The sequence below is a fragment of the Nonomuraea fastidiosa genome (genome assembly GCF_042751225.1).
GTDB lineage: Bacteria > Actinomycetota > Actinomycetes > Streptosporangiales > Streptosporangiaceae > Nonomuraea > Nonomuraea fastidiosa.
The window spans coordinates 7,208,996-7,228,063 of record NZ_CP170570.1 but is presented as its reverse complement, the minus strand read 5'-3'; the positions used below and the strand labels follow the sequence as shown (position 1 = coordinate 7,228,063).

General features: G+C 72.2%; 16 protein-coding genes. 9 read left to right on the top strand and 7 right to left on the bottom strand.

Annotated features, from left to right (window positions below):
* Positions 1-68 precede the first annotated feature (68 nt).
* Entirely contained in the window at positions 69-1,085 is a 1,017-nt protein-coding gene (locus ACFMQL_RS33070) for a hypothetical protein (protein ID WP_378788688.1), read from the top strand.
* A gap of 937 nt (positions 1,086-2,022) precedes the next feature.
* On the opposite strand, the gene ACFMQL_RS33065 is transcribed toward ACFMQL_RS33070, so the two are convergent.
* The 7 genes from ACFMQL_RS33065 to ACFMQL_RS33035 all read right to left on the bottom strand — a co-directional run bounded on the left by ACFMQL_RS33065 (position 2,023) and on the right by ACFMQL_RS33035 (position 10,396).
* The gene (locus tag ACFMQL_RS33065; RefSeq protein ID WP_364051942.1) at positions 2,023-2,985 is read right to left on the bottom strand and encodes an NADP-dependent oxidoreductase; all 963 of its coding nucleotides are present in this window, start codon (positions 2,983-2,985) and stop codon (positions 2,023-2,025) included.
* 281 nt (positions 2,986-3,266) lie between these two features.
* A complete protein-coding gene (locus tag ACFMQL_RS33060) occupies positions 3,267-4,757 on the bottom strand; it encodes an alpha/beta hydrolase family protein (protein WP_378788687.1) in 1,491 nt (496 codons plus the stop codon).
* Positions 4,754-5,665 (bottom strand): hypothetical protein, encoded by a 912-nt coding sequence (locus ACFMQL_RS33055; protein ID WP_364051948.1) that lies wholly within the window; start codon positions 5,663-5,665, stop codon positions 4,754-4,756. The genes ACFMQL_RS33060 and ACFMQL_RS33055 overlap by 4 nt, the downstream gene beginning before the upstream one ends.
* 96 nt (positions 5,666-5,761) lie before the next feature.
* Positions 5,762-6,964: a cytochrome P450 gene (locus tag ACFMQL_RS33050; RefSeq protein ID WP_364051951.1), complete on the bottom strand. Its 1,203-nt coding sequence runs from the start codon at positions 6,962-6,964 to the stop codon at positions 5,762-5,764.
* 37 nt (positions 6,965-7,001) lie between these two features.
* Positions 7,002-8,639, bottom strand: a complete 1,638-nt coding sequence (phnE, locus tag ACFMQL_RS33045) for a phosphonate ABC transporter, permease protein PhnE (RefSeq protein ID WP_378788685.1) — start codon at positions 8,637-8,639, stop codon at positions 7,002-7,004.
* Positions 8,632-9,408, bottom strand: a complete 777-nt coding sequence (locus ACFMQL_RS33040) for a phosphonate ABC transporter ATP-binding protein (protein WP_378788684.1) — start codon at positions 9,406-9,408, stop codon at positions 8,632-8,634. Before ACFMQL_RS33040 ends, phnE begins: the two co-directional genes overlap by 8 nt.
* A complete protein-coding gene (locus ACFMQL_RS33035) occupies positions 9,401-10,396 on the bottom strand; it encodes a phosphate/phosphite/phosphonate ABC transporter substrate-binding protein (RefSeq protein WP_378788682.1) in 996 nt (331 codons plus the stop codon). The genes ACFMQL_RS33040 and ACFMQL_RS33035 overlap by 8 nt, the downstream gene beginning before the upstream one ends.
* Positions 10,397-10,587: 191 nt before the next feature.
* Between ACFMQL_RS33035 and ACFMQL_RS33030 the strand changes: the two genes are divergently transcribed.
* The 8 genes from ACFMQL_RS33030 to ACFMQL_RS32995 all read left to right on the top strand — a co-directional run bounded on the left by ACFMQL_RS33030 (position 10,588) and on the right by ACFMQL_RS32995 (position 19,068).
* Complete coding sequence (locus ACFMQL_RS33030; protein WP_378788680.1) at positions 10,588-11,958, top strand: hypothetical protein; 1,371 nt, start codon at positions 10,588-10,590, stop codon at positions 11,956-11,958.
* Between the two features lie 77 nt (positions 11,959-12,035).
* Positions 12,036-13,046 (top strand): PaaX family transcriptional regulator C-terminal domain-containing protein, encoded by a 1,011-nt coding sequence (locus ACFMQL_RS33025; protein WP_378788679.1) that lies wholly within the window; start codon positions 12,036-12,038, stop codon positions 13,044-13,046.
* A 48-nt stretch (positions 13,047-13,094) separates the two neighbouring features.
* A complete protein-coding gene (locus ACFMQL_RS33020; RefSeq protein WP_378788677.1) occupies positions 13,095-14,018 on the top strand; it encodes a PaaX family transcriptional regulator C-terminal domain-containing protein in 924 nt (307 codons plus the stop codon).
* 135 nt (positions 14,019-14,153) lie between these two features.
* Entirely contained in the window at positions 14,154-15,047 is an 894-nt protein-coding gene (locus ACFMQL_RS33015; RefSeq protein WP_364051972.1) for a transporter substrate-binding domain-containing protein, read from the top strand.
* A complete protein-coding gene (locus ACFMQL_RS33010; protein WP_364051975.1) occupies positions 15,044-15,901 on the top strand; it encodes an amino acid ABC transporter permease in 858 nt (285 codons plus the stop codon). The genes ACFMQL_RS33015 and ACFMQL_RS33010 overlap by 4 nt, the downstream gene beginning before the upstream one ends.
* Entirely contained in the window at positions 15,898-16,719 is an 822-nt protein-coding gene (locus ACFMQL_RS33005; protein ID WP_378788674.1) for an amino acid ABC transporter ATP-binding protein, read from the top strand. Before ACFMQL_RS33010 ends, ACFMQL_RS33005 begins: the two co-directional genes overlap by 4 nt.
* Entirely contained in the window at positions 16,716-17,837 is a 1,122-nt protein-coding gene (locus tag ACFMQL_RS33000; protein WP_378788672.1) for a CapA family protein, read from the top strand. The genes ACFMQL_RS33005 and ACFMQL_RS33000 overlap by 4 nt, the downstream gene beginning before the upstream one ends.
* A complete protein-coding gene (locus tag ACFMQL_RS32995; protein WP_364051984.1) occupies positions 17,830-19,068 on the top strand; it encodes a CoA transferase in 1,239 nt (412 codons plus the stop codon). Before ACFMQL_RS33000 ends, ACFMQL_RS32995 begins: the two co-directional genes overlap by 8 nt.

Here is a 19,068-nt window from a genome sequence, read left to right as displayed (position 1 = left end):
TTCCTGGTGTAGAGCGGCGTGCTCGGTATGCGCTACGGTGACGGCACGAGCCGCCGCGGCCTGGTCTTGTGTCACAACTCGACATGATCGCGGCGGCTCTTCGCGTCACGCCACACGACCAGCGGCAACACCGTGAAGATCACGATCTACGGCTGCCGTATCAGAGCGAAGACCGTGCGCTGTGGCAGTTGGTTGCGCCGCATGTCGTGCAAATCACCGACACCGTCGTCGCCACCCTTCCGCACGAGCAGGACCTCATTCGCAAGGCCCTTGGCCTGGCCCGTTCCACGAGCCGCTACTTCATCGCGGCCGGCCTCCTGTCACCGGCCAACGACTTTCTTCCCCGGTTGATCGATCGTTGCGGCTCGTACGGCTTCTCCTCGGATGACAGGGAGATCATGGCACTGCGTCATGAGCACGGACGCATGCTGATCGAGATCGGAGAGGCCGAACTCGCCGAGACACGCCTGCGCGAGCTGATCGCGGATCGCGCGCGCGTACTCGGCGAGAACGACCGCGATACGTGGGCAAGCCGGCACAAGCTCGCCAAAGCGATCCTGGTCCAGGAGGGCCGCTGGCAGGAGGCAGAGCAACTCCTCTGGGGGATTCTCGAAGCCGAGGACGCGCTCGACCCGAACCATACGGACAGCATGGTCGTCAAGCACAGCCTCGCCCGCGCCATCCTCGCGCAAGAAGAAAGACGGGCTCCGCTGGCCGAACGGATGTGCCGGGAAATCCTGAGTCAGTGGGATCCAAGCGGGACTTCACCTCTTAACGAGGTCCTTTTCGTGCGAGGCACGCTGGTCCGCGCATTGCATGTCCAGCGACGTATCGACGAAGCAAGGCAGGAGGCGGAGGCTACGCTCGCGCGCAACCAGGAACGCCTGGATGAGGTCCACGCCATGGCGCTGACCTTCTCCTACATCGCCATCCTGCTGGAGTTGAACGAGCTGAGCAAGGCATACGAGCAGGCCAACGCGCTGCTTGCGCGCCGCGCCCGCGTACTGGGAGATCGTCATCCGGACACCGCACGGACGCGCAAACTCCGTGACGACATCCGGAAACTTCTTCATGGTCCGGAATGAGCGCCCGCCTGCAGGGAAGTCGGCTAATCGTCAACTCCACCAGGCTGACACCGGAGGCGGTTGCAGGCTATTTTGAATGAGCCACGTACACAGATCACCATGTCGAAGGGGACACATATGTCGAAACCAGAGCATGTGCCACAAAGCCCTGCAAGCGACGAAGACCTGACACGCGACGATCTCGCCTTGGTGGAGATTGCCCAGCGACTCGCACGCCAAGCCCTAGAGTCGGAGTACCAAGCCGCCGAATTGAGAGTAAAGGCGGCCGAAATAATCTGAATTCGGCCAGCATGAAACGACAACTCGCCGTGAGCGCACACATGTCGCGCAAGCGGACTGGGCTGGCAACACACCGACCCAGGACGACGCTCACGTCAGGCGACAGGTGAACGATGGCATGCACAGGAGCACGGCAAACGGCGGGCCCGCGTAGCCGACGTCCCAGCAAAGGGGCCCGCCGGACTCTTCGTGCGCTGTCGGGCGACTGCCAGCCGTGAAGTCGAACGGAACACCTACCGCCGGTCACGAACTGCGACGTCGAACGACGTTCTGGAGACACTGAGCGCGCGGCACGAGGTCAGCGTATGGCGACTCGGCGATGTGAACCTCCTTATGTGTCGCACACAATTCCATAAGGCAGCCCGTCGGATCGTCGCATCGAATTCGACGATTCACCGCGCGAAAAATTCGCCCCACTTTCAGAAATGGCTGTGCGACGCGATCGGCAAGCACCGTTCATTATCCATTGGTACGCTCGCTCAACCGCGCCCCTGACGGGCGGATGACGATGAGGACGGTCATGTCGCCCGGCCGGCACCCGATCGGTGGCCATGGCTGAGCATCACGGCGAAATCCACGGTGTTCGTGGCCCCGCGGAGTTCGCGCGTTTCCGGGAATGGCTGGGCGGCGCGGTCGAAAACGATCGTCGATCGAACGGTCAGGTGACGGTGAGGACGAGTTTGCCGCGGGTGCGGCCTTGTTCGCCCTGGCGGTGGGCTTCGGCGGCCTCGGCGAGCGGGTACGTCTGCTCCACCTCGACGGTCAGGTCGCCCTCGTCGATGAGGTCGGCGATGCGGGTGAGGGCGGCGCCGTCGGGCTCCACCAGGATGCCGGTGGCTCGTACGCCCTGCTCGCGGGCGCGGTCGAGCAGTTCGGCGGCCACGCCGGACGGGACGGCGATGAGCAGGCCGCCGGGGCGCAGGACTCCCAGCGAGCGGGTGCTGGTCTGGTCGTGGACGTCGCCGATCAGGTCTATGACCACGTCCACGTCGCGTACGGCCTCCTCGAAGCGCGTGGTGGTGTAGTCGATGAGCTCGTCGGCGCCGAGCGAGCGCAGCCAGTCGTGCTTGGCGGACCGGGCGGTGCCGATCACGTGCGCACCCGCGTTCTTGGCGATCTGCACCGCCAGGTGGCCGACGCCGCCGGCCGCCGCGTGGATGAGCACGCGTTGCCCGCTGCCGATGTGCGCGGTGTCGATGAGGGCCTGCCAGGCGGTGAGGGCGGCCAGGGGCGTACCGGCGGCGGCCACGTGGCCGATCGAGCGGGGCTTGCGGGCGAACTGGCGGGACGGCGCGGTGACGTACTCGGCGTACGCGCCCGCCTGGCGCGGGAACCACGGCATGCCGAACACCTCGTCGCCCGGCTGGACGATGGTCACGCCGAAGCCGACCTCCTCCACCACGCCGGAGACGTCCCAGCCCAGCACGAACGGCGGGTCGCCGAGCACCCCCGCCATGCCGGAGCCCTGGCGGGTCTTCCAGTCGACGGGGTTCACGCCGGCGGCGTGCACGCGTACCAGGATCTCCGTGGGCAGCGGCGCGAGGCGCGGCACCTCGGCCAGGTGCAGCACCTCGGGGCCGCCGAAGGTGTCCTGGGTGATCGCGCGCATGGTGGGTGGCATGGGCTTGGGTCCTCGCTCGGCTCGTACGCCGGACGCCGATCGCCCGGCCGCGACCGGAAGTACCCGGAGCCTGGTAGTGGCTAGCAGAAGGCATTTCTAGCTTTCGGCAAGCAGCGTCCGGTTCTCCTGGTTTCGCGTCCACCCGACTGCTCGACGTCGCCCACGCCGCCCGGCCCGGCCCTCCGCGGCGACCGGCCACACGGCCCGCACCGCTCACAGCCCTCCGCCCCGACCGGTCACACGGCCGCGCGGCCGGACAGCCGCGCGGCCGCATCCCAGCGCTACGGGCGCGTGGTTCCCGCCGGGTACGGGCGGTTGAAGCGGGGTGGGGTGAACGGGATGTACCGGGGAGCGGGGTCGGCTCCCAGGCGCGCCGCGCGGGCGTTCATCGCCGGAGCGGACGTCGCCGGCCAGCGGCCCGTGCGCAGCCGGTCGAACATGACGGCCAGCGCGGCGTGCTGCTCCGCCGGTGAGAAGTCGCAGTGGCCGGCGCTCTCGGTGTACGTCTGGCGGAGCAAAGAGCCCGCTCCCGCCCGGCGCACGTTCTCCTCGTACGCCTGCTGCTGGGCCACGGTGGAGATCTGGTCGCCGATGTTCGACAGGGTCAGGACGGGGATGCGCAGCCTGCCGTCCAGCACGAGACCTCGGGCGAACCGCTCGACGGCGTCCGGGTCGGCCGCGATGCGAGGCGCCGCGGCCAGCGTCTTCAGGTCGTCGGCGAGCTTCAGCCCCGCGGCCGTGTAGAGCTCGTCCACGGCGCGCCGCAGCGCGGGCTCGGCCCGGCGGAGTTGCGCGGCGTAGTCGACGCCGGTGTTCCACGACGGGTTTCCGCCCACCACCTGCATGAGCTGGCGGCGGCTGCTCATGGCCTGCCCGACGTACGGCAGGGGGCCTCCGGCGAGCGCGAGGTAGGCGCCCTCTTCGAGAGCGGCGGCGTCGCCGGGTGCGGGCGGCGGTGGCGTGCTGCCGTCGGGGTTCCTGCCCCAGGCGGGAAGCTGGCCGATCGCGGCGGCCAGCGCGATCCTGGCCCGGCCCTCAGGGGTGCGCTGGGCGGCGGCGAGGGCGTCGAACCACGCCTGGCGGGCCGACTCGACGTCCTCCGGGATGTCGATCACCGGGAGTCCCGGGGCGACCAGGCGTTCCAGCACGAACATCGTGTCGAGCTTCTGGTTCCACTGGGCGACGGATCCGCTGAGCCCGCCGCACATGGGGACGGCGGCGTGGAAGGCGCCGGGGTGGAGCTGTGCGGCACCGGCGGAGACGAAGCCGCCCATGGACGCCCCTGAGGCGACGGCGTAGCGGGCCCTGCCGTACGCCTGCTCGAAGCGGGCCAGCGCTTCGGCCTGGTTGTCGATGGCGGCGCGGAGGTTCCAGCCGGTGATCTCCCGGCTGGTCCCGCCTCGGGCGACACCGTCGGCGAGCAGCCGGGCGGTCAGCTCCTCGTTACGGCCGGTGCCGGCGAAGTCGAGGGCGACGACCACGGTGCCGTTCCAGCGGGCCGGGACGACGAACTCGTAAGGCGTGCCGTCGCTGAGCGTGCCGCTGATGCAGGTGGGACGGGCGGGCGAGCCGGGCAGGCACGGCGTCCCGCCCCGCCGTACGTGTGAAGCGGCTGCGGGGGTTGCGGTGGCCTTCCCGGCGGCGGCGCCGGGGACGGAACCGGCGCCGCCACGCGAGACGGCGGCGGCCGGAACGGCCGTGATGGTGGCGGCCGAGACGGCGGTCGTGACCGCGACGGCCAGGCTCAGCATCGCGGATGCGCGGCGGCTCACAGCGACAGCCCCTTCGACTCGACCGTCCAGCCGTCCTCCCCGCACAGCCCGCAGTCCGGGCCGACGAAGCGCGCCCCGGCCTTCCGGTCGCCGCGCAGGGTGTAGTCGAACCAGTCCGCGGCCACCTGCCAGCCCGTCGTCGCCTGGAGCCCGGCGATGAAGCCGACGTGCCCGGCGCTCGCGTTCGAGGCCAGCACGGCGGGGACGTCGAGCAGGGCGTAGTTGTCGATGCTGTTCTGGTACGCGACGTCGTCAGGGCCGCCGTTGACCAGGAGCGTCGGCGTGTGCAGATCGGCGAGGCGGTCGCGTCCGTATCCGCCGAACGCCGGCTCGGGCAGGTACCCGGTGTTGAACCCGGCGACCGCGTCCACGATCGGGTCGGTGCCGGCGGCGAGCGCTTCGACGCCGCCGCAGCTGTGGCCGAGCACGCCGACGCGCGTGGTGTCGGCGCGGCCTTCGAACTGCTTGCGCGCCTGCTTCGATTCGGTGGCCCAGCGGGCGGCGGCGAGCAGCGCCTCGGGGTGCGCGATGGTCTCCTCGGGCGTGCTCGGTACGGGGAAGTCGGACACACCGCCGTTGGCGATCACGATGTACCCCTGGGAGGCAAGGCCGGTGAGGAACGCGATGCCTTCGAGGTTGCTCTTCGCGCAGGCGCCGTTGCCGTGGACGATCACGGGCAGGCTGCCCTTGCGCAGCTTCTTCAGGTCGGCGGGGCGGTAGACGGTGTGGCCGGGGAGCCCGTCGGCGGCCTCTCTGACGGTGGGCAGGACGGTGCGGGCCGCCGCGGGAGCCGGCGGTAAGGGGTTGCGGGCGGGCGAGGCCGTCGCGGCGGGGACGGAGCCGGCGAGGACGACCGCTCCCACGGTCGCCGCCAGCAGCATCCGGGCGGTCTTGAAGCGGGCCGACATCGGTGTGTGCCTCCACATCGGATGGGTGAGGCCGGCAAGAGGGTCGTGCCGGGAAGGGTTGGACGCGGACGAACCCGGCTGGGCCGGGAAGCGGGGTCAGGTGCGGGGGACGAAGCGCAGCGGGGCGGACTTGGGGCCGAATTCGAGCCAGTTGAACATCTCCACCTCGCCGTCCGCCGCGACGAGTGAGGTGCAGGAGAGCAGCTCGCCGAGGGCGGCGGCCAGCTCAAGGCGGGCCATCGCGGCGCCGGGACAGCGGTGCGGGCCGCGGCCGAACGCGAGGTGCCGGTTGGGCCGCCGTTCCAGGTCGAGCCGGTCGGCGTCGTCGAACACCGCCTCGTCCCTGTTCGCCGAGGGGAAGATCATCGCGATCGGCTCACCGGCGCGGATCGTGCGGCCGCCCAGTTCGACGTCCCGGGTGGCGGTGCGGGCGAACACCCGGTAGGGGGCGTACAGCCGCAGCAGCTCCTCGATGGCGGCGGGCAGCAGGCCGGGGTCGGCGCGCAGCCGGTCCTGGAGCGCGGGGTCGCGGGACAGGTGGACGGCGGCGCTGCCGAGCACGGCGTGCGGCGCGCCGATGCCGGCCACGACGGTCTGCCGTACGGTGGCCACGACCATGTCGTGCGGGATCGGCCGCTCAGGGTCGCGGGACGCCTCCAGCAGGCTGGACACCAGGTCCTCGTCCGGGTCTCGTGGGTCGGCGGCGCGTTCGGCGACGATGGTGCGGGCGATGGCGTACAGCTCTTCGCTGGCCGCGGCGACCCTCGCCCGGTCCATCTCCTGGATGGCGAAGCTGTACTCGACGCCGATGCGGCGGATCTCCAGCACCTGCTCGACCGGCAGCCCGAGGAAGATCGCGAAGCACTGCGCCGCGTACGGGAGCGCGAACTCCTGGGAGTAGTCGCCGCGGCCGCGCGCCAGCAGCGGCTCCAGCAGCTCGCGCGCGGCCCGCGCGAAGGCCGGTTCGAGCCGGCGTACGACGGCGCGGCGCAGCACCCGGTCCATGGGGGCGCGGTAGACGCCGTGCTCGGGCGGGTCGAAGTGCAGCGGCGGGCGGCGCTGGGTGCGCGGCACGTGCGGGACGACGTTCTGGGTGGCGGTGCTGAACGTCAGGCTGTCGCGGGCCACCCGCAGCACGTCCTCGTAGCGGGTGGCGGCCCAGAAGCCGCCGAAGGCGTCGCTCCACGGCACCGGGCAGCGCCGCCGCAGGCCGGCGTAGACGGCGTGGGAGCTGTCGAACGTCTCGGGCGCGGTGGGATCCCAGTCGGAGGCGCGGCCGGGGTCCGCGGTGGTGGTCATGGCAGAGTCCCTTCGTCGCGGGCTCGTCCGGTCACGGTCACAGCAGGTGGCGGCGGGCGGTGCGGGCGAGCGTCTCGATGGCGTACACGACGACGGCGATCGCGATGACGATCGCGGCGGTGGTGTCGTAGCGCAGTGTGGCGATCGACTCCTGCATGAGGTAGCCGACGCCGCCCGCGCCCGCGATGCCGAGCACGACCGACTCGCGCAGCGCGAGGTCGGCGACGAACAGGCCGTTCCCGGTGAACGCGGGCACGAACTGCGGCCAGGTCCCGGCGGTGAACGCCTGCCAGCGGCTCGCGCCGACCGAGGTCAGCGCTTCGCGGGGCAGCGGGTCGAGCTGTTCGAGCGAGTCGGTGAAGAACTTGGCGGCCAGCGCCGTGGAGGAGATCCACAGGGCGAGGAAGCCCGCGAACGGCCCGAGCCCGAGCGCGGCGACGAACAGCAGCGCGTACACCAGGTCGGGGACGCCTCTGACCACCACGAGCAGCACCCGCAGCGCCGCGCCGAGTGCGGGCCATGGGGTGGTGTTCGCGGCGGTGAGCAGGGCGGCGACCAGCCCGCACGCGGCGCCCGCGGCCGCCGCGCCGAGCGCCATGAGCAGGCTCTCCAGCACCGCCATGAGCAGGTCGAGGGTGAACGCGGGCGGCCACATGCCGGTGAGCAGCGCGCTCAGGTTGGGCCATGCGGACGACAGCCGGCCGGGATCGGGGCGCACCGACCACAGCGCGACCAGGAAGATCACGAGGGCGGCGGTCGCGCCGAGCACGCGCAGCACCCGGCCGCGGTCCCAGCCGACGTCGTACGGTGCCCGCCCGGCGGGCAGCGCGGCGGCGCCCGGCGTCCGCCCGGTCGATCGGCGGCGCAGCGCCACCGACAGCAGTTCGAGCAGCAGGACGAGGGCGACGATCACGCAGATGATGCCGGCGGCGCGGTGGTAGTTGAGGCTGCCGAGCGCGGTCTGCAGCGCCACGCCGATGCCGCCGGCTCCGACGATGCCGAGCACGGCGGAGGCCCTGATGTTGATGTCGAGCCGGTACAGCACGATGGCGGTCAGCGCGGGCAGGACACGGGGCAGGACGGTGGCGGCGGCCACCTGCGTCTCGCGGGCGCCGCACGCGCGCGCCGCCTCGGCGGGGGCGGGGTCGGTCTCCTCGATGGCGTCGGCGAGCAGTTTCGCGATCATGCCGACCGAGTGGACGGCGACGGCGAGCGCGCCGGCCGCCGGGCCGAGCCCGAAGATCCTGACGAACAGGATCGCGAAGGCCAGCGTGGGCACGGCTCTGGTGAGCACGATAATCGCGCGGGCGGCCTGCCGCGTCCACGCGCTTCCGCGGTGGGTGCGCGCGGCGGTGAAGGCCAGCGGTACGGAGGCCACGGTGGCCAGGCCGGTGCCCGCGACGGCGATGAGCAGCGTCTCGGCGATCATGGACGCGACGTCGCCGGCGGCGGGGAAGGTGGGCGGCCACATCCGGGCGAGCAGCCGGGCGGTGTCGTCGAGCCCGGCGGCGAGCGTGGCCGGGGACAGGCCGATCCACCAGAACGCCAGCCAGGTGACGGCCACGGCCGCGCCGAGCAGCCCGGCCGCGACGAGCGCGCGGCCGCTCACCGGCGGCCGGAGGGGGCCGGGGTCCTGCGCGGCGGTGGCGGAAGGGGCAGGGGCGGTGTCAACCATCGCGGGCCCCCGCGAGGTCGTAGATCGTCCGGAGCCGGGCGGCGGTGAGGTCGCGGGCGGGCTCGTCCAGCACCAGGCGGCCGCCGCGCAGCGCCACCACCCGGTCGGCGGTGGACAGCGCCAGCTCGACCTGGTGCAGGCTGCACAGGACGGAGATGCCGTCCTCGGCGCTGATGCGCTTGAGCGTGTCGAGCACGAGCACGCTCGCCGCCGGGTCGAGCGAGGCGACCGGCTCGTCGGCGAGGATCAGCTCGGGGCCCTGCAGCAGCGTGCGGGCCACCGCGACGCGTTGCTGCTGGCCGCCGGAGAGCGTGTCGCAGCGCTGGAAGCGCTGGTCGGCCAGGCCGACCCGGTCGAGCTGCTCGACGGCGCGGGCGCGCAGCGCGCGCGGGTAGCTCATCACCCCGTAGCGGGGCAGGCGCAGCGTGGCGAGGGCTCCCATGAGCACGTTCTCCATCGCCGACAGCCGCCCGACGAGGCCGAACTGCTGGAAGACGAAGCCGACCCTGGCCCGCAGGGCGCGCAGCCGGGCGCGGGAGCAGGCGGCCGGGTTCTCCCCCAGCGTGCTGACGGTGCCGCGGTCCGGCAGGTGCATGCCGTTGACCAGCCGCAGCAGCGTGGACTTGCCGGCGCCCGACGGTCCCGTCAGGGCGACGAAGCTCCCGCGCGGCACCTCCAGGGAGACGCCGTCGAGCACGGTGACGCCGTCGAAGCTCTTGCCGATGTCCGACAGGCGCAGGACCGGGTCGCCGTTCGTGATCTCAGCCACCGGACGTGCACACCTCCGCCTTGGTGACCTCGCAGATGCGGGTGATCGGCTGGTAGGTGGCGTCGGTGGCCTTGACGAACGTCCAGGCGGTGGAGGTGCCGAGCGTGCAGGCGGGGGCGCCGGCGTGCTCGCCCCAGGTCTTCGGCCCCTTGATCTCGCTGCCCTTGCACAGCCCGGCGGAGGCGGCGCCGGTGGCGGTCAGGCCGGTCACGGCTTTGGCGATCTTGTCGCGTACGTCCTGCGGCAGCCAGGTGCCCACCACGATCGGCGGTCCGGGGATGAGCGGCGAGGTCCACACCTTGGTGACCTGTCCGGGCTTGAGCTGGCCGCGGGCGGGCAAGAGCTGGTCGATGAAGACGTCGCCGACGAAGGCGATGTCGCAGTCGCCGGCCAGCAGCGAGGCGACGGCGGTGTCGTGCCCGTGGGTGAACACGGTCTTGACGTCCTTGTCCACGTCGACGCCGGCCTCGCGCAGGGAGGCGAGCGGCTGGAGGTAGCCGGTGGTCGAGCCGGGGTCGGTGAAGCAGACGTCCTTGCCCGCGACGTCCTTGAGCGAGGAGATGCCGCTGTCGCCGCCGCGGGTCACGCCGTAGGCGTACGCGCCGGGCTCGCCGCCGGGTTCGGCGACCGGCACGGCGACGGGCTCGACGTCGGCGCGGGTGCGGGCGAGGTAGTAGCTGAACGCGCCGTAGACGGCGACGTCCACCCGCTTGGCGACCTGCGCCTCGACGACGGCCGCGTTGCTGGTGACGGCCTGGAAGCGGACGGGGATGCCGAGCTCTTTGCCGAGGGCGGTGACGATCGGGGCGAACGACGCCTCGAGGTCGTCGCTCTGCTCTGACGGGATGGCGGCGAAGACCAGCTCGGCGGGCCGGCCTTCGTCGGCGGACGCGCTGCGGGTGGTGCTTCCGGGGCCGGCGCCGCAGGCGGGCAGGAGTGCGATCGCGGCAGCCGCCGCGATGGCGCCCAGAGCTGACTTGCGGAACATCGAGGCTCCTCACATGCAGGTGGTCGGGCCAAAGTAAGCAGCCCTCACACCATTGTCAACACTTATGTGACGACCGTAGGATTTGTGTCGAATAACATCGGCGACTCGATCCGGACGAGCGTCCCTCGATGTGTTGCCTTTCTTTGCGTTGCAGCTTCCCACCCCTGGAGGCGGACATCAATCCCCTTATCGTGATCAAACGGGCATCCTGCGCCGCGACGGTGCTCGCGGCGCTCGCCCTCGCACCACCGGCAACCGCCCAGGCCGCAGGGAACGGCCCGCTCAGTCTCGCGGGCGTGCACCCGAGCGGCGCCACGTACGCGATCGAGGTCCCGCGCGACTGGAACGGCACCGTGCTCTCCTTCACCCCCGGCTACGGCCAGGGCGCCGGTCCCGAGCACCGGCCGGCCGAGCTCGGCGGCGACGCGGCCTCGCGCGCCTGGTTGCTGGCCCACGGCTACGCGCTGGCCGGGACCCGCCCGTACGGCGACGGCTGGGCGGTCGAGGAGAGCCTGCGCGCCTCGGCCGAGACGCTGGCGACGTTCGCGAAGGCCGCCGGCGAGCCGGAGATGACGCTGGCGTGGGGCGCGTCGATGGGCGGCGCCATCGCGGCGGGCCTGGCGGAGCTGCGGCCTGATCTGATCGACGGCGCGCTGCCGTACTGCGCCTCGGTCGCCGGGCCGGTGGCGATGCTCAACCAGTCGCTGGACGCGGCGTTCGCGTTCAAGACCCTGCTCGCACCCGGCGAGGACGCGATCAAGCTGGTCCGCCTGGCCTCGGCGGAAGAGGAGGCCCGCAGCACGGCGGCCGCCCGCGAGGTGCTGGAGGCCGCGCAGCAGACGGCGCAGGGCCGGGCGCGCATCGCGCTTGCGGCCGCCTTCGCACAGGTCTCGACCTGGTCGGTGCCGGATACGCCGGAGCCCGCGCCGCACGACTGGGAGGGGCAGCAGGCCCAGGAGTACGCCGCGTTCATGGCGACCGTCTTCTCCCCGCGCCATCCGCTGGAGCAGCGGGCGGGCGGGAACTTCTCCTGGAACACCGGGGTGGACTACCGCAAGCAGCTGCGCGAGTCGGGGCGCGAGCGGCAGGTGCGCGCGCTCTACGAGCGGGCGGGGCTGGACCTCGACGCCGACCTCGCGGCCCTGGCCAAGGCGCCCAGGGTGGCCGCCGACCCGGAGGCGGTGGCGTACATGGAGGACTACTTCACCCCGCGCGGCCGGCTGGGCGTGCCGGTGCTGACGCTGCACGAGCGCGGCGACAACTACCCCACCGTCACCCAGGCCCGCGCGTACGCCGACGCGGTCAAGCGAGCCGGGAAGGGCCCGCTGCTGCGGCAGGCGTACGTGGACAGGCCCGGTCACTGCCGCTACACCGGTGCGGAGTTCGCCGCCGCGGTCGAGACGTTGCGCGACCGGGTCGCCACCGGCCACTGGAAGGACACCCATGCTCACGGGCTCGGCCGGCTGGCCGCGCGCCTGGCCGACGCCGACCCCGGCCTGGGAAGCGCGCAGTTCACCGATCACCGTCCCGGCCGGTTCCTGCGCCCGCACGTGCCGCGATGAGAGGAGATCGAGATCGGTGAGGACGTAGGATTCAGCCGGCCGCAGCCGACAGGACTTCAGATGATGGGGGGCGCCAGGTGACCGCGTCGCCGGAGCCCGGCGCCCTGCCCAGAGCGCGGCAGGGGGCCGAACCTCAGCGCCTGCTGACCACGCTGCTGGGCGACTACTGGTTCTGGCGGCAGGAGCACATCCCGTCGGCGGCGCTGGTCCGCCTGCTGGAGGAGTTCGGCATCACACCGGCCGGGGCCCGCGCCGCGCTGCGCCGGGTCACCTCGCGCGGGCTGCTGACCAGCTCGCGCAACGGCCGCACGACCGCGTACGGGCTGCCGCCGAGGGCCCATGACGTGATCGTGGCGCACATGCGCAGGCTGCTGACGTTCGGCGCGGTCACGCCGCGCTGGGACGGGCAGTGGACGGTGGTCGCGTTCTCGGTGCCCGAGGAGCAGCGCGACGTGCGCCGCGCGCTGCGCGACGGGCTGCGCCTGCTGCACTTCGGCATGATCTTCGACGCGGTCTGGGTGTCGCCGCACGACCGGGCGGACGACGCTCTCGCGCTGCTGAGCAGGCTGGGCGTGCGCGGCGCCGCGGTGTTCCGCGCCCGCGAGATCGCCGGCGGCGACCTGGAGCCGGTGCTGGAGCGGGCGTTCGACGTGAACGCGCTGCGCGAGCGCTACGCCCGCTTCATCGAGACCCACCGGCCGATCGCCGAGCGGATCGCGGCCTCCAGCCCGCCGCCCGCGGAGGCGCTGCGGCTGCGTACCGCGATCATGACGGACTGGCGGACGTTCCCCGCGCTCGACCCCGACCTGCCGGCCGAGCTGCTGCCGGACGGATGGCCGCGTGCTGAGGCCAGGCGGCTCTGCGTGGAGATCTACGACTCGCTCGGCAAGCCGGCCGAGGAGCGCTTCCGCGAGATCCTCGCCGGGTTCGACCCCGAGCTGGCCGGGCTGGCGGCGCATCACACCTTCGCGCAGGCGGCCACGCTGGAGTCGCCGGTGATCCGCCGCCGTACGAGCTTCGACGAGGACACCGACCGGGCCCGCCTGGACCTGCTCGACGAGAACGGCCGGTCCCGCCAGAAAGCATGACATCTCGATAACGACCGCACTTGCAAACGTTGTCAATATACTCGGGATGTGAATGATCGGAAGCTGTCTGAGGCAAGAGACATCGACTTTCCGCGCTTCCAGGTGGGCACGCCCCCGCAGCACCTGATCACGACGCTGCTCGGGGACTATTGGATCAGCCGGCCGGAGCAGCTGCCGTCGGCGGCCCTGGTGCGGCTGACCGAGGAGTTCGGCGTGTCCGCCGTGGCCGCCAGGGCCGCGCTGAGCCGCCTGACCAAGCGCGATCTGCTGGTGTCGTCCAAGTCGGGGCGGCGCACCTATTACCGGCTGACCGACCAGGCCGCCGCGGTGCTGCAGGAGGGCCGCCGGCGGATCATGTCCTTCGGCCTTGAGCAGGGCCCTTGGGACGGCCGGTGGGTGATGGCCGCGTTCTCCATCTCCGAGGAGCAGCGCGACCTGCGGCACACGCTGCGCGCGCGGCTGCGCTGGCTCGGCTTCGCCCCGCTCTATGACGGGCTGTGGGTCTCGCCCAGGGCGGACGCCGACGGCGCGGCGGCGGTGCTGGCCGAGCTGGAGATCCCCATGGCGACGGTGTTCCGCGCCGAGGCGCTCGGCCTGCCCGGCATGCGCGCCCCGCAGCAGGCGTGGGACTTCGACGCGCTGCGGCGCGCGTACGACGACTTCATCGCCCGGTACGAGCCGCTGCTCGACCGCGTGCGCCGGGGCACGGTCGGCGCGTCGGAGGCGCTGGTCGCGCGCACGGGGCTCATGGACACCTGGCGGACCTTTCCCAGCCACGACCCCGACCTGCCCGCCGAACTGCTGCCCGCCGACTGGCCGCGCGCCGCCGCCCGCGACCTGTTCGTGGAAATATACGACACCCTCGGGCCGCTCGCCGAGTTCCGCGTCCGGCAGATCGTCGCCGGGTTCGACCCCGCGCTGGCCGAGCTGGTCTCCCACCACCGGACGGGCTCCATCCTCACCCCCACCTGATCGCCCCTCCTGATCGCGCTTCCCCGCTCTCCGCCGCACAACGGGCCCTTGACAGCTGTGCACCTCAACGTGTGACACTTGCCCCAACGACCGCACATCCAAGTGCATCATTAGCTGGTCGCGGAAGGACCCCCCATGAGACTGTCCAGGACCATGCTCGCGGGAGCGGCGGCGGTGGCTCTCGCCTCCGTCGCGGCGTGCGGCGGAGGCGACGGTGAGGCGCAGCGGCCGGCCGGCGCGACGGCTCTGTACGACGCTCTACCCGATGCCATCAAGGAAGCGGGCGTCATCCGATTTGCCGGTGATTCGCATCCGCCGTACCGGATCGTCGCCGACGACGGCAAGACCGTCACCGGCATCGACAAGGAGCTGCAGGACGCCCTCGGCAAGGCGCTGGGCGTGCGCACCGAGATCTCGATCGTGAGCGGCCTGCCCGCGGCGCTGTCCGGCATGCTCGCCTCCCGGTACGACGCCTTCAACGGCCCGGTCAAGGACACCGCCGAGCGCGAGAAGCAGTTCGACGCGATCGTCTGGATGGTCACCAGGACCTCCTACCTGATCCCCAAGTCCGGCTCCGCGGCCATCAAGAGCTCGGGTGACCTGTGCGGCAAGCGCGTCGCGGGCACGGCGGGCAGCATCGTGGAGGACCAGGTCAAGCGCCTGACCGACTGGTGCGCCAAGCAGGGCAAGCCGAAGATCGACTTCATCGGCTTCGCCGACACCAACGGCACCATCCTCGCCGCCAAGTCCGGCCGCGCCGACGCGGCGGGCATGACCGAGAGCGCCGCGCTCGACGTGCTGAACAAGGAGAAGGACGCCTTCACCTACGTCACCCAGACCGACGAGCAGGGCGCCGGCGTCGATCAGCTCGCGATGCTCGTGCCCAAGTCCAGCGGTCTCGGGCCGGTCATGCTCGACGCGTTCAAGGAGATCTTCAAGAACGGCGAGTACAAGCGGATCATGGACAAGTACGGGCTCCAGAACGTCGCGGTCGAGGAGCCCGCGATGAACACGGCGGCCGGGCGATGAGCGTCGCCCCGCAGGCCGCCGCCCGGCCCGTGGACGTCGCCACGGCCCGGCCGCGCATCCGTCCCCTGCGCTGGGTGGCCGGGGCCGTGCTGCTCGTCCTGGCCGCGCAGTTCGCCTGGTTCCTCGTCACCAACCCGCGCTTCGAGTGGCCGGTGGCCGCCCGCTACCTGTTCGACCCGAACATCCTGCGCGGCCTCGGCATGTCGCTGCTGCTCACCGTCATCGGCATGGTGCTGGGCAGCCTGCTCGGCGTGCTGCTCGCGGCCGGCAGGCTGAGCGGCTTCAAGCCGGTGTCGTGGGCGTGCGCGATCTACGTGGCGGTCTTCCGCGGCATCCCGCCGCTGGTGCAGCTGATCTTCTGGTTCAACCTCGGCTACCTGCTGCCGCGCATCTCGCTGGGCGTGCCGTTCGGCCCGACCTTCGTCTCGTGGCCGACCAACTCGGTGATCAGCTCGCTGACCGCCGCCATCATCGGGCTCACCCTGCACGAGGCGGCGTACATGGCCGAGATCGTCAGGGCGGGGATCCTGGCGGTGGACTCAGGGCAGCGCGACGCGGCCCGCGCGATGGGCTTCACCGCCGCGCAGGGCTTCGTCAAGGTGGTGCTCCCGCAGGCGATGCGGGTGATCGTGCCGCCGACGGGCAGCCAGTTCATCAGCCTGCTCAAGGGCACCTCGCTGGTCAGCGTGATCGCGATGGCCGACCTGCTGTACTCGGTGCAGGTGATCTACAACAGGACGTACGAGATCGTCCCGCTGCTGATCGTCGCCTGCGCCTGGTATCTGGCGGTGGTCACCGTGCTCTCGCTCGGCCAGCGCCGCCTGGAGCGGCACTTCGGGAAGGGGCAGCGGTGAGGGAGACGCCGGTGCTGCGCGTCTGCGACGTGCGCAAGCGGTTCGGCGGCCACGCGGCGCTCGACGGGGTGAGCCTCGACGTGCACGAGGGCGAGGTCGTCACCGTCATCGGCCCGTCCGGGTCGGGCAAGTCCACGCTGGTGCGCTGCGTCCACCAGCTGGAGAGCATCGACGGCGGCGCGATGTACCTCGACGGTGAGCTGCTCGGCTACGAGATGCACCGGGGCCACCTGCGCCCGCTGCCGGACCGCCGGGTGGCCGCCCAGCGCAGCCGCATGGGCATGGTCTTCCAGCAGTTCAATCTGTTCCCGCACTGGAGCGTGCTGCGCAACGTCGTCGAGGCGCAGGTGGCGGTGCACGGCCGCGATCCGGAGCGGGCGCGCGCCGAGGCGCTGCGGCTGCTCGACCGGGTGGGCCTGGCGGACAAGGCGGACGCCCATCCCCGGATGCTCTCCGGCGGCCAGCAGCAGCGGGTCGCCATCGCCAGGGCCCTGGCCACCGACCCGCGGATCATGCTGTTCGACGAGCCCACCAGCGCCCTGGACCCCGAGCTGGTCGACGAGGTGCTGAGCGTGGTGCGCGACCTGGCGCGCGGCGGCATGACCATGATCATCGTCACGCACGAGATGAGCTTCGCCCGCGAGGTGGCCGACCGCTGCGTCTTCATGGAGCAGGGCCGCGTGGCCGCGACCGGCACGCCCGAGGAGATCTTCGACTCCCCCGCCTCGCCCCGCCTGCGGGCCTTCCTGTCGCGCTTCACCGGGCGCGCGGAGGAGGCCCCTTCGGACCACGTGCTTGAGGAGGAGAGCACTTCGTGAGCCTCACGGTGATGGCCGTCGGCGACCTGGTCGTCGACGAGCCCGATCCCGCGTCCTTCTTCGACCCCGCCCGCGAGACGCTGGGCCATGGCGACGTGGTGATCGGCCACGTCGAGGTGCCGCACAGCACCTCCACCGCCCAGGTCAGCACCGACGTGCCCGCACCGCCCGCCGACCCCGCCGCGCTGCGCGCCGTCGCCGAGGCCGGCTTCCACGTGGTGACGCTCGCCGGCAACCACGTCTACGACGCCGGCGACCAGGGCGTGGCCGACACCATCGCGTACGCGGCCGAGGCCGGGATGGTCACGACAGGAGCCGGCATGACGCTCGCCGAGGCCCGCCGCCCCGCCGTGGTGACCCGCGACGGGCTGCGCGTCGGCGTGCTGAGCTACAACTGCGTCGGTCCCCGCGAGTCGTGGGCGACCAGCCGCAAGCCGGGCTGCGCGTACGTCAAGGTGCTCACCCACTACGAGCTCGACCACGCGAGCCCCGGCGGCCCGCCGACCGTCTACACCTTCGCCGCCCCCGAGTCCCTGGAGCAGATGGCGGCCGATGTCAAGGCGCTGGCCGCCGAGGCGGACGTGGTGCTGGTGTCGCTGCACAAGGGCGTCGGGCACACGCCGGCCGTGCTGGCGATGTACGAGCGGCCCGTCGCGCACGCCGCGATCGACGCCGGCGCGCACGCGGTGTTCGCCCATCACGCCCACATCATGCGCGGCGTGGAGATCTACCGCGACCGGCCGATCTATCACGGGCTGGGCAACTTCGTCACGGTCACCCGGGCGCTGACGCCCGCGCCGGGCGACGAGGGCGAGCGGGCCGCGTGGGCGCGCCGCAGGGTCGAGCTGTACGGCTTCGCCCCCGACCCGGACATGCCGTACTACCCGTTCCATCCGGAGAGCCGCAACACCGCGATCGCGCTGTGCCGTTTCGACCGGAACGGCCTCGTCTCGGCGGGTCTGCTGCCCTGCTGGATCGACGGCGCGGGACGCCCGGTGCCGCTCGGCGACGGCGAGCAGGGCCGCGAGGTGGCGGCCTACATCGAGCGCATCACGCGGCAGGCGGGCCTGGAGACGGAGTTCCGCTGGGAGGGTGATGAGGTGGTGCTGCGTGGCTGAGCGCCCGCTGGCCGGCCGTACGGTGATCGACCTGACCACCGCGCTGTCGGGACCGTACGCGACCCTGCTGCTCGCCGGGCTCGGCGCCCGCGTGATCAAGGTGGAGAACCCGCTGACCGGCGGCGACAGCTCCCGCAACAACGCCCCCTACCTCGGCGCGGACGGCCTGTCGCTGGCCCGCCGCGGCGAGGACGACATGTCGGTGTCGATGCTGCTGCGCGGCCGCAACAAGCAGAGCGTCACGCTCAACCTCAAGCACCCCAAGGCCCGCGACGTGCTGGCCGGCCTGGTCAGGGTCGCCGACATCATGATCGACAACTACAGTGCGGGCGTGACGGCGCGGCTCGGCATCGGCCACGACTGGGCGAGCGCGATCAACCCGCGCATCGTGTGCACGTCGATCAGCGGCTTCGGCGGCCAGGGCGGTCCCGGCTCCGGCAAGGCGATGGACACCATCATCCAGGCGCTGAGCGGCGTGATGATGACCGCGGGCGCGCCGGGCGAGCCGCCGGTCCGCTTCGGGCTGCCGGTGGGCGACCTGGTCGCCCCGCTGTACGCGGTGATCGGCACCCTCGCTGCGGTGCTGCAGGCCGACGCGACCGGCAGGGGCCAGCACGTGGACGTGTCCATGCTGGGCGCGCTCACCTCGCTGGTGGCGTGCGAGCCGTTCGACGCCTACGAGAAGCTGGGCCTGCCCATGCGCACGGGGGCGACCGTGCCCAGGCTGGCCCCGTTCGGAACGTTCCCGGCCGCGGACGGCTGGTTCGCACTGTGCGGACCCACCGACGCGTTCGCGCGCGGCCTGTTCACCGCGATGGGCCGCGACGACCTGGCCGCCGACCCGCGCTTCGCCTCTCGTGACGCGCGCGTGGCCCACGCCGGCGAGCTGCACGAGCTGGTGGGCGCGTGGGCGGCGCAGCGCCCGCTCGCCGAGGTGCTGGACCTGCTGGCGCGGCACGGCGTGCCCGCCGCCGAGGTGCGCGAGCCCGGCGACGCCGTACGCGACCCGCTCGTGCTGGAGCGCGAGGAGGTCGTGCCGCTCGCGCACCCGCGCCACGGCGACCCGGGCGACCTGTACGGCACCGGCGTGCCGATCCGCTTCTCCGGCGCGGAGGCGGCGCTCGACCGGCCGGCGCCGGCGCTCGGCGAGCACAACGACGAGATCTACGGCGGGCTGCTCGGCTATTCCCCCGAGGAGCTGAAGGCGCTGGCCGAGGAAGGGGTGATCTGA

Bases quoted from the DNA above. Each gene is read 5' to 3' on its own strand.
- ACFMQL_RS33065 (WP_364051942.1), bottom strand. From the start codon at position 2,985: ATGCCACCCACCATGCGCGCGATCACCCAGGACACCTTCGGCGGCCCC.
- ACFMQL_RS33055 (WP_364051948.1), bottom strand. From the start codon at position 5,665: ATGTCGGCCCGCTTCAAGACCGCCCGGATGCTGCTGGCGGCGACCGTG.
- ACFMQL_RS33050 (WP_364051951.1), bottom strand. From the start codon at position 6,964: ATGACCACCACCGCGGACCCCGGCCGCGCCTCCGACTGGGATCCCACC.
- phnE (WP_378788685.1), bottom strand. From the start codon at position 8,639: ATGGTTGACACCGCCCCTGCCCCTTCCGCCACCGCCGCGCAGGACCCC.
- ACFMQL_RS33035 (WP_378788682.1), bottom strand. From the start codon at position 10,396: ATGTTCCGCAAGTCAGCTCTGGGCGCCATCGCGGCGGCTGCCGCGATC.
- ACFMQL_RS33015 (WP_364051972.1), top strand. From the start codon at position 14,154: ATGAGACTGTCCAGGACCATGCTCGCGGGAGCGGCGGCGGTGGCTCTC.
- ACFMQL_RS33010 (WP_364051975.1), top strand. From the start codon at position 15,044: ATGAGCGTCGCCCCGCAGGCCGCCGCCCGGCCCGTGGACGTCGCCACG.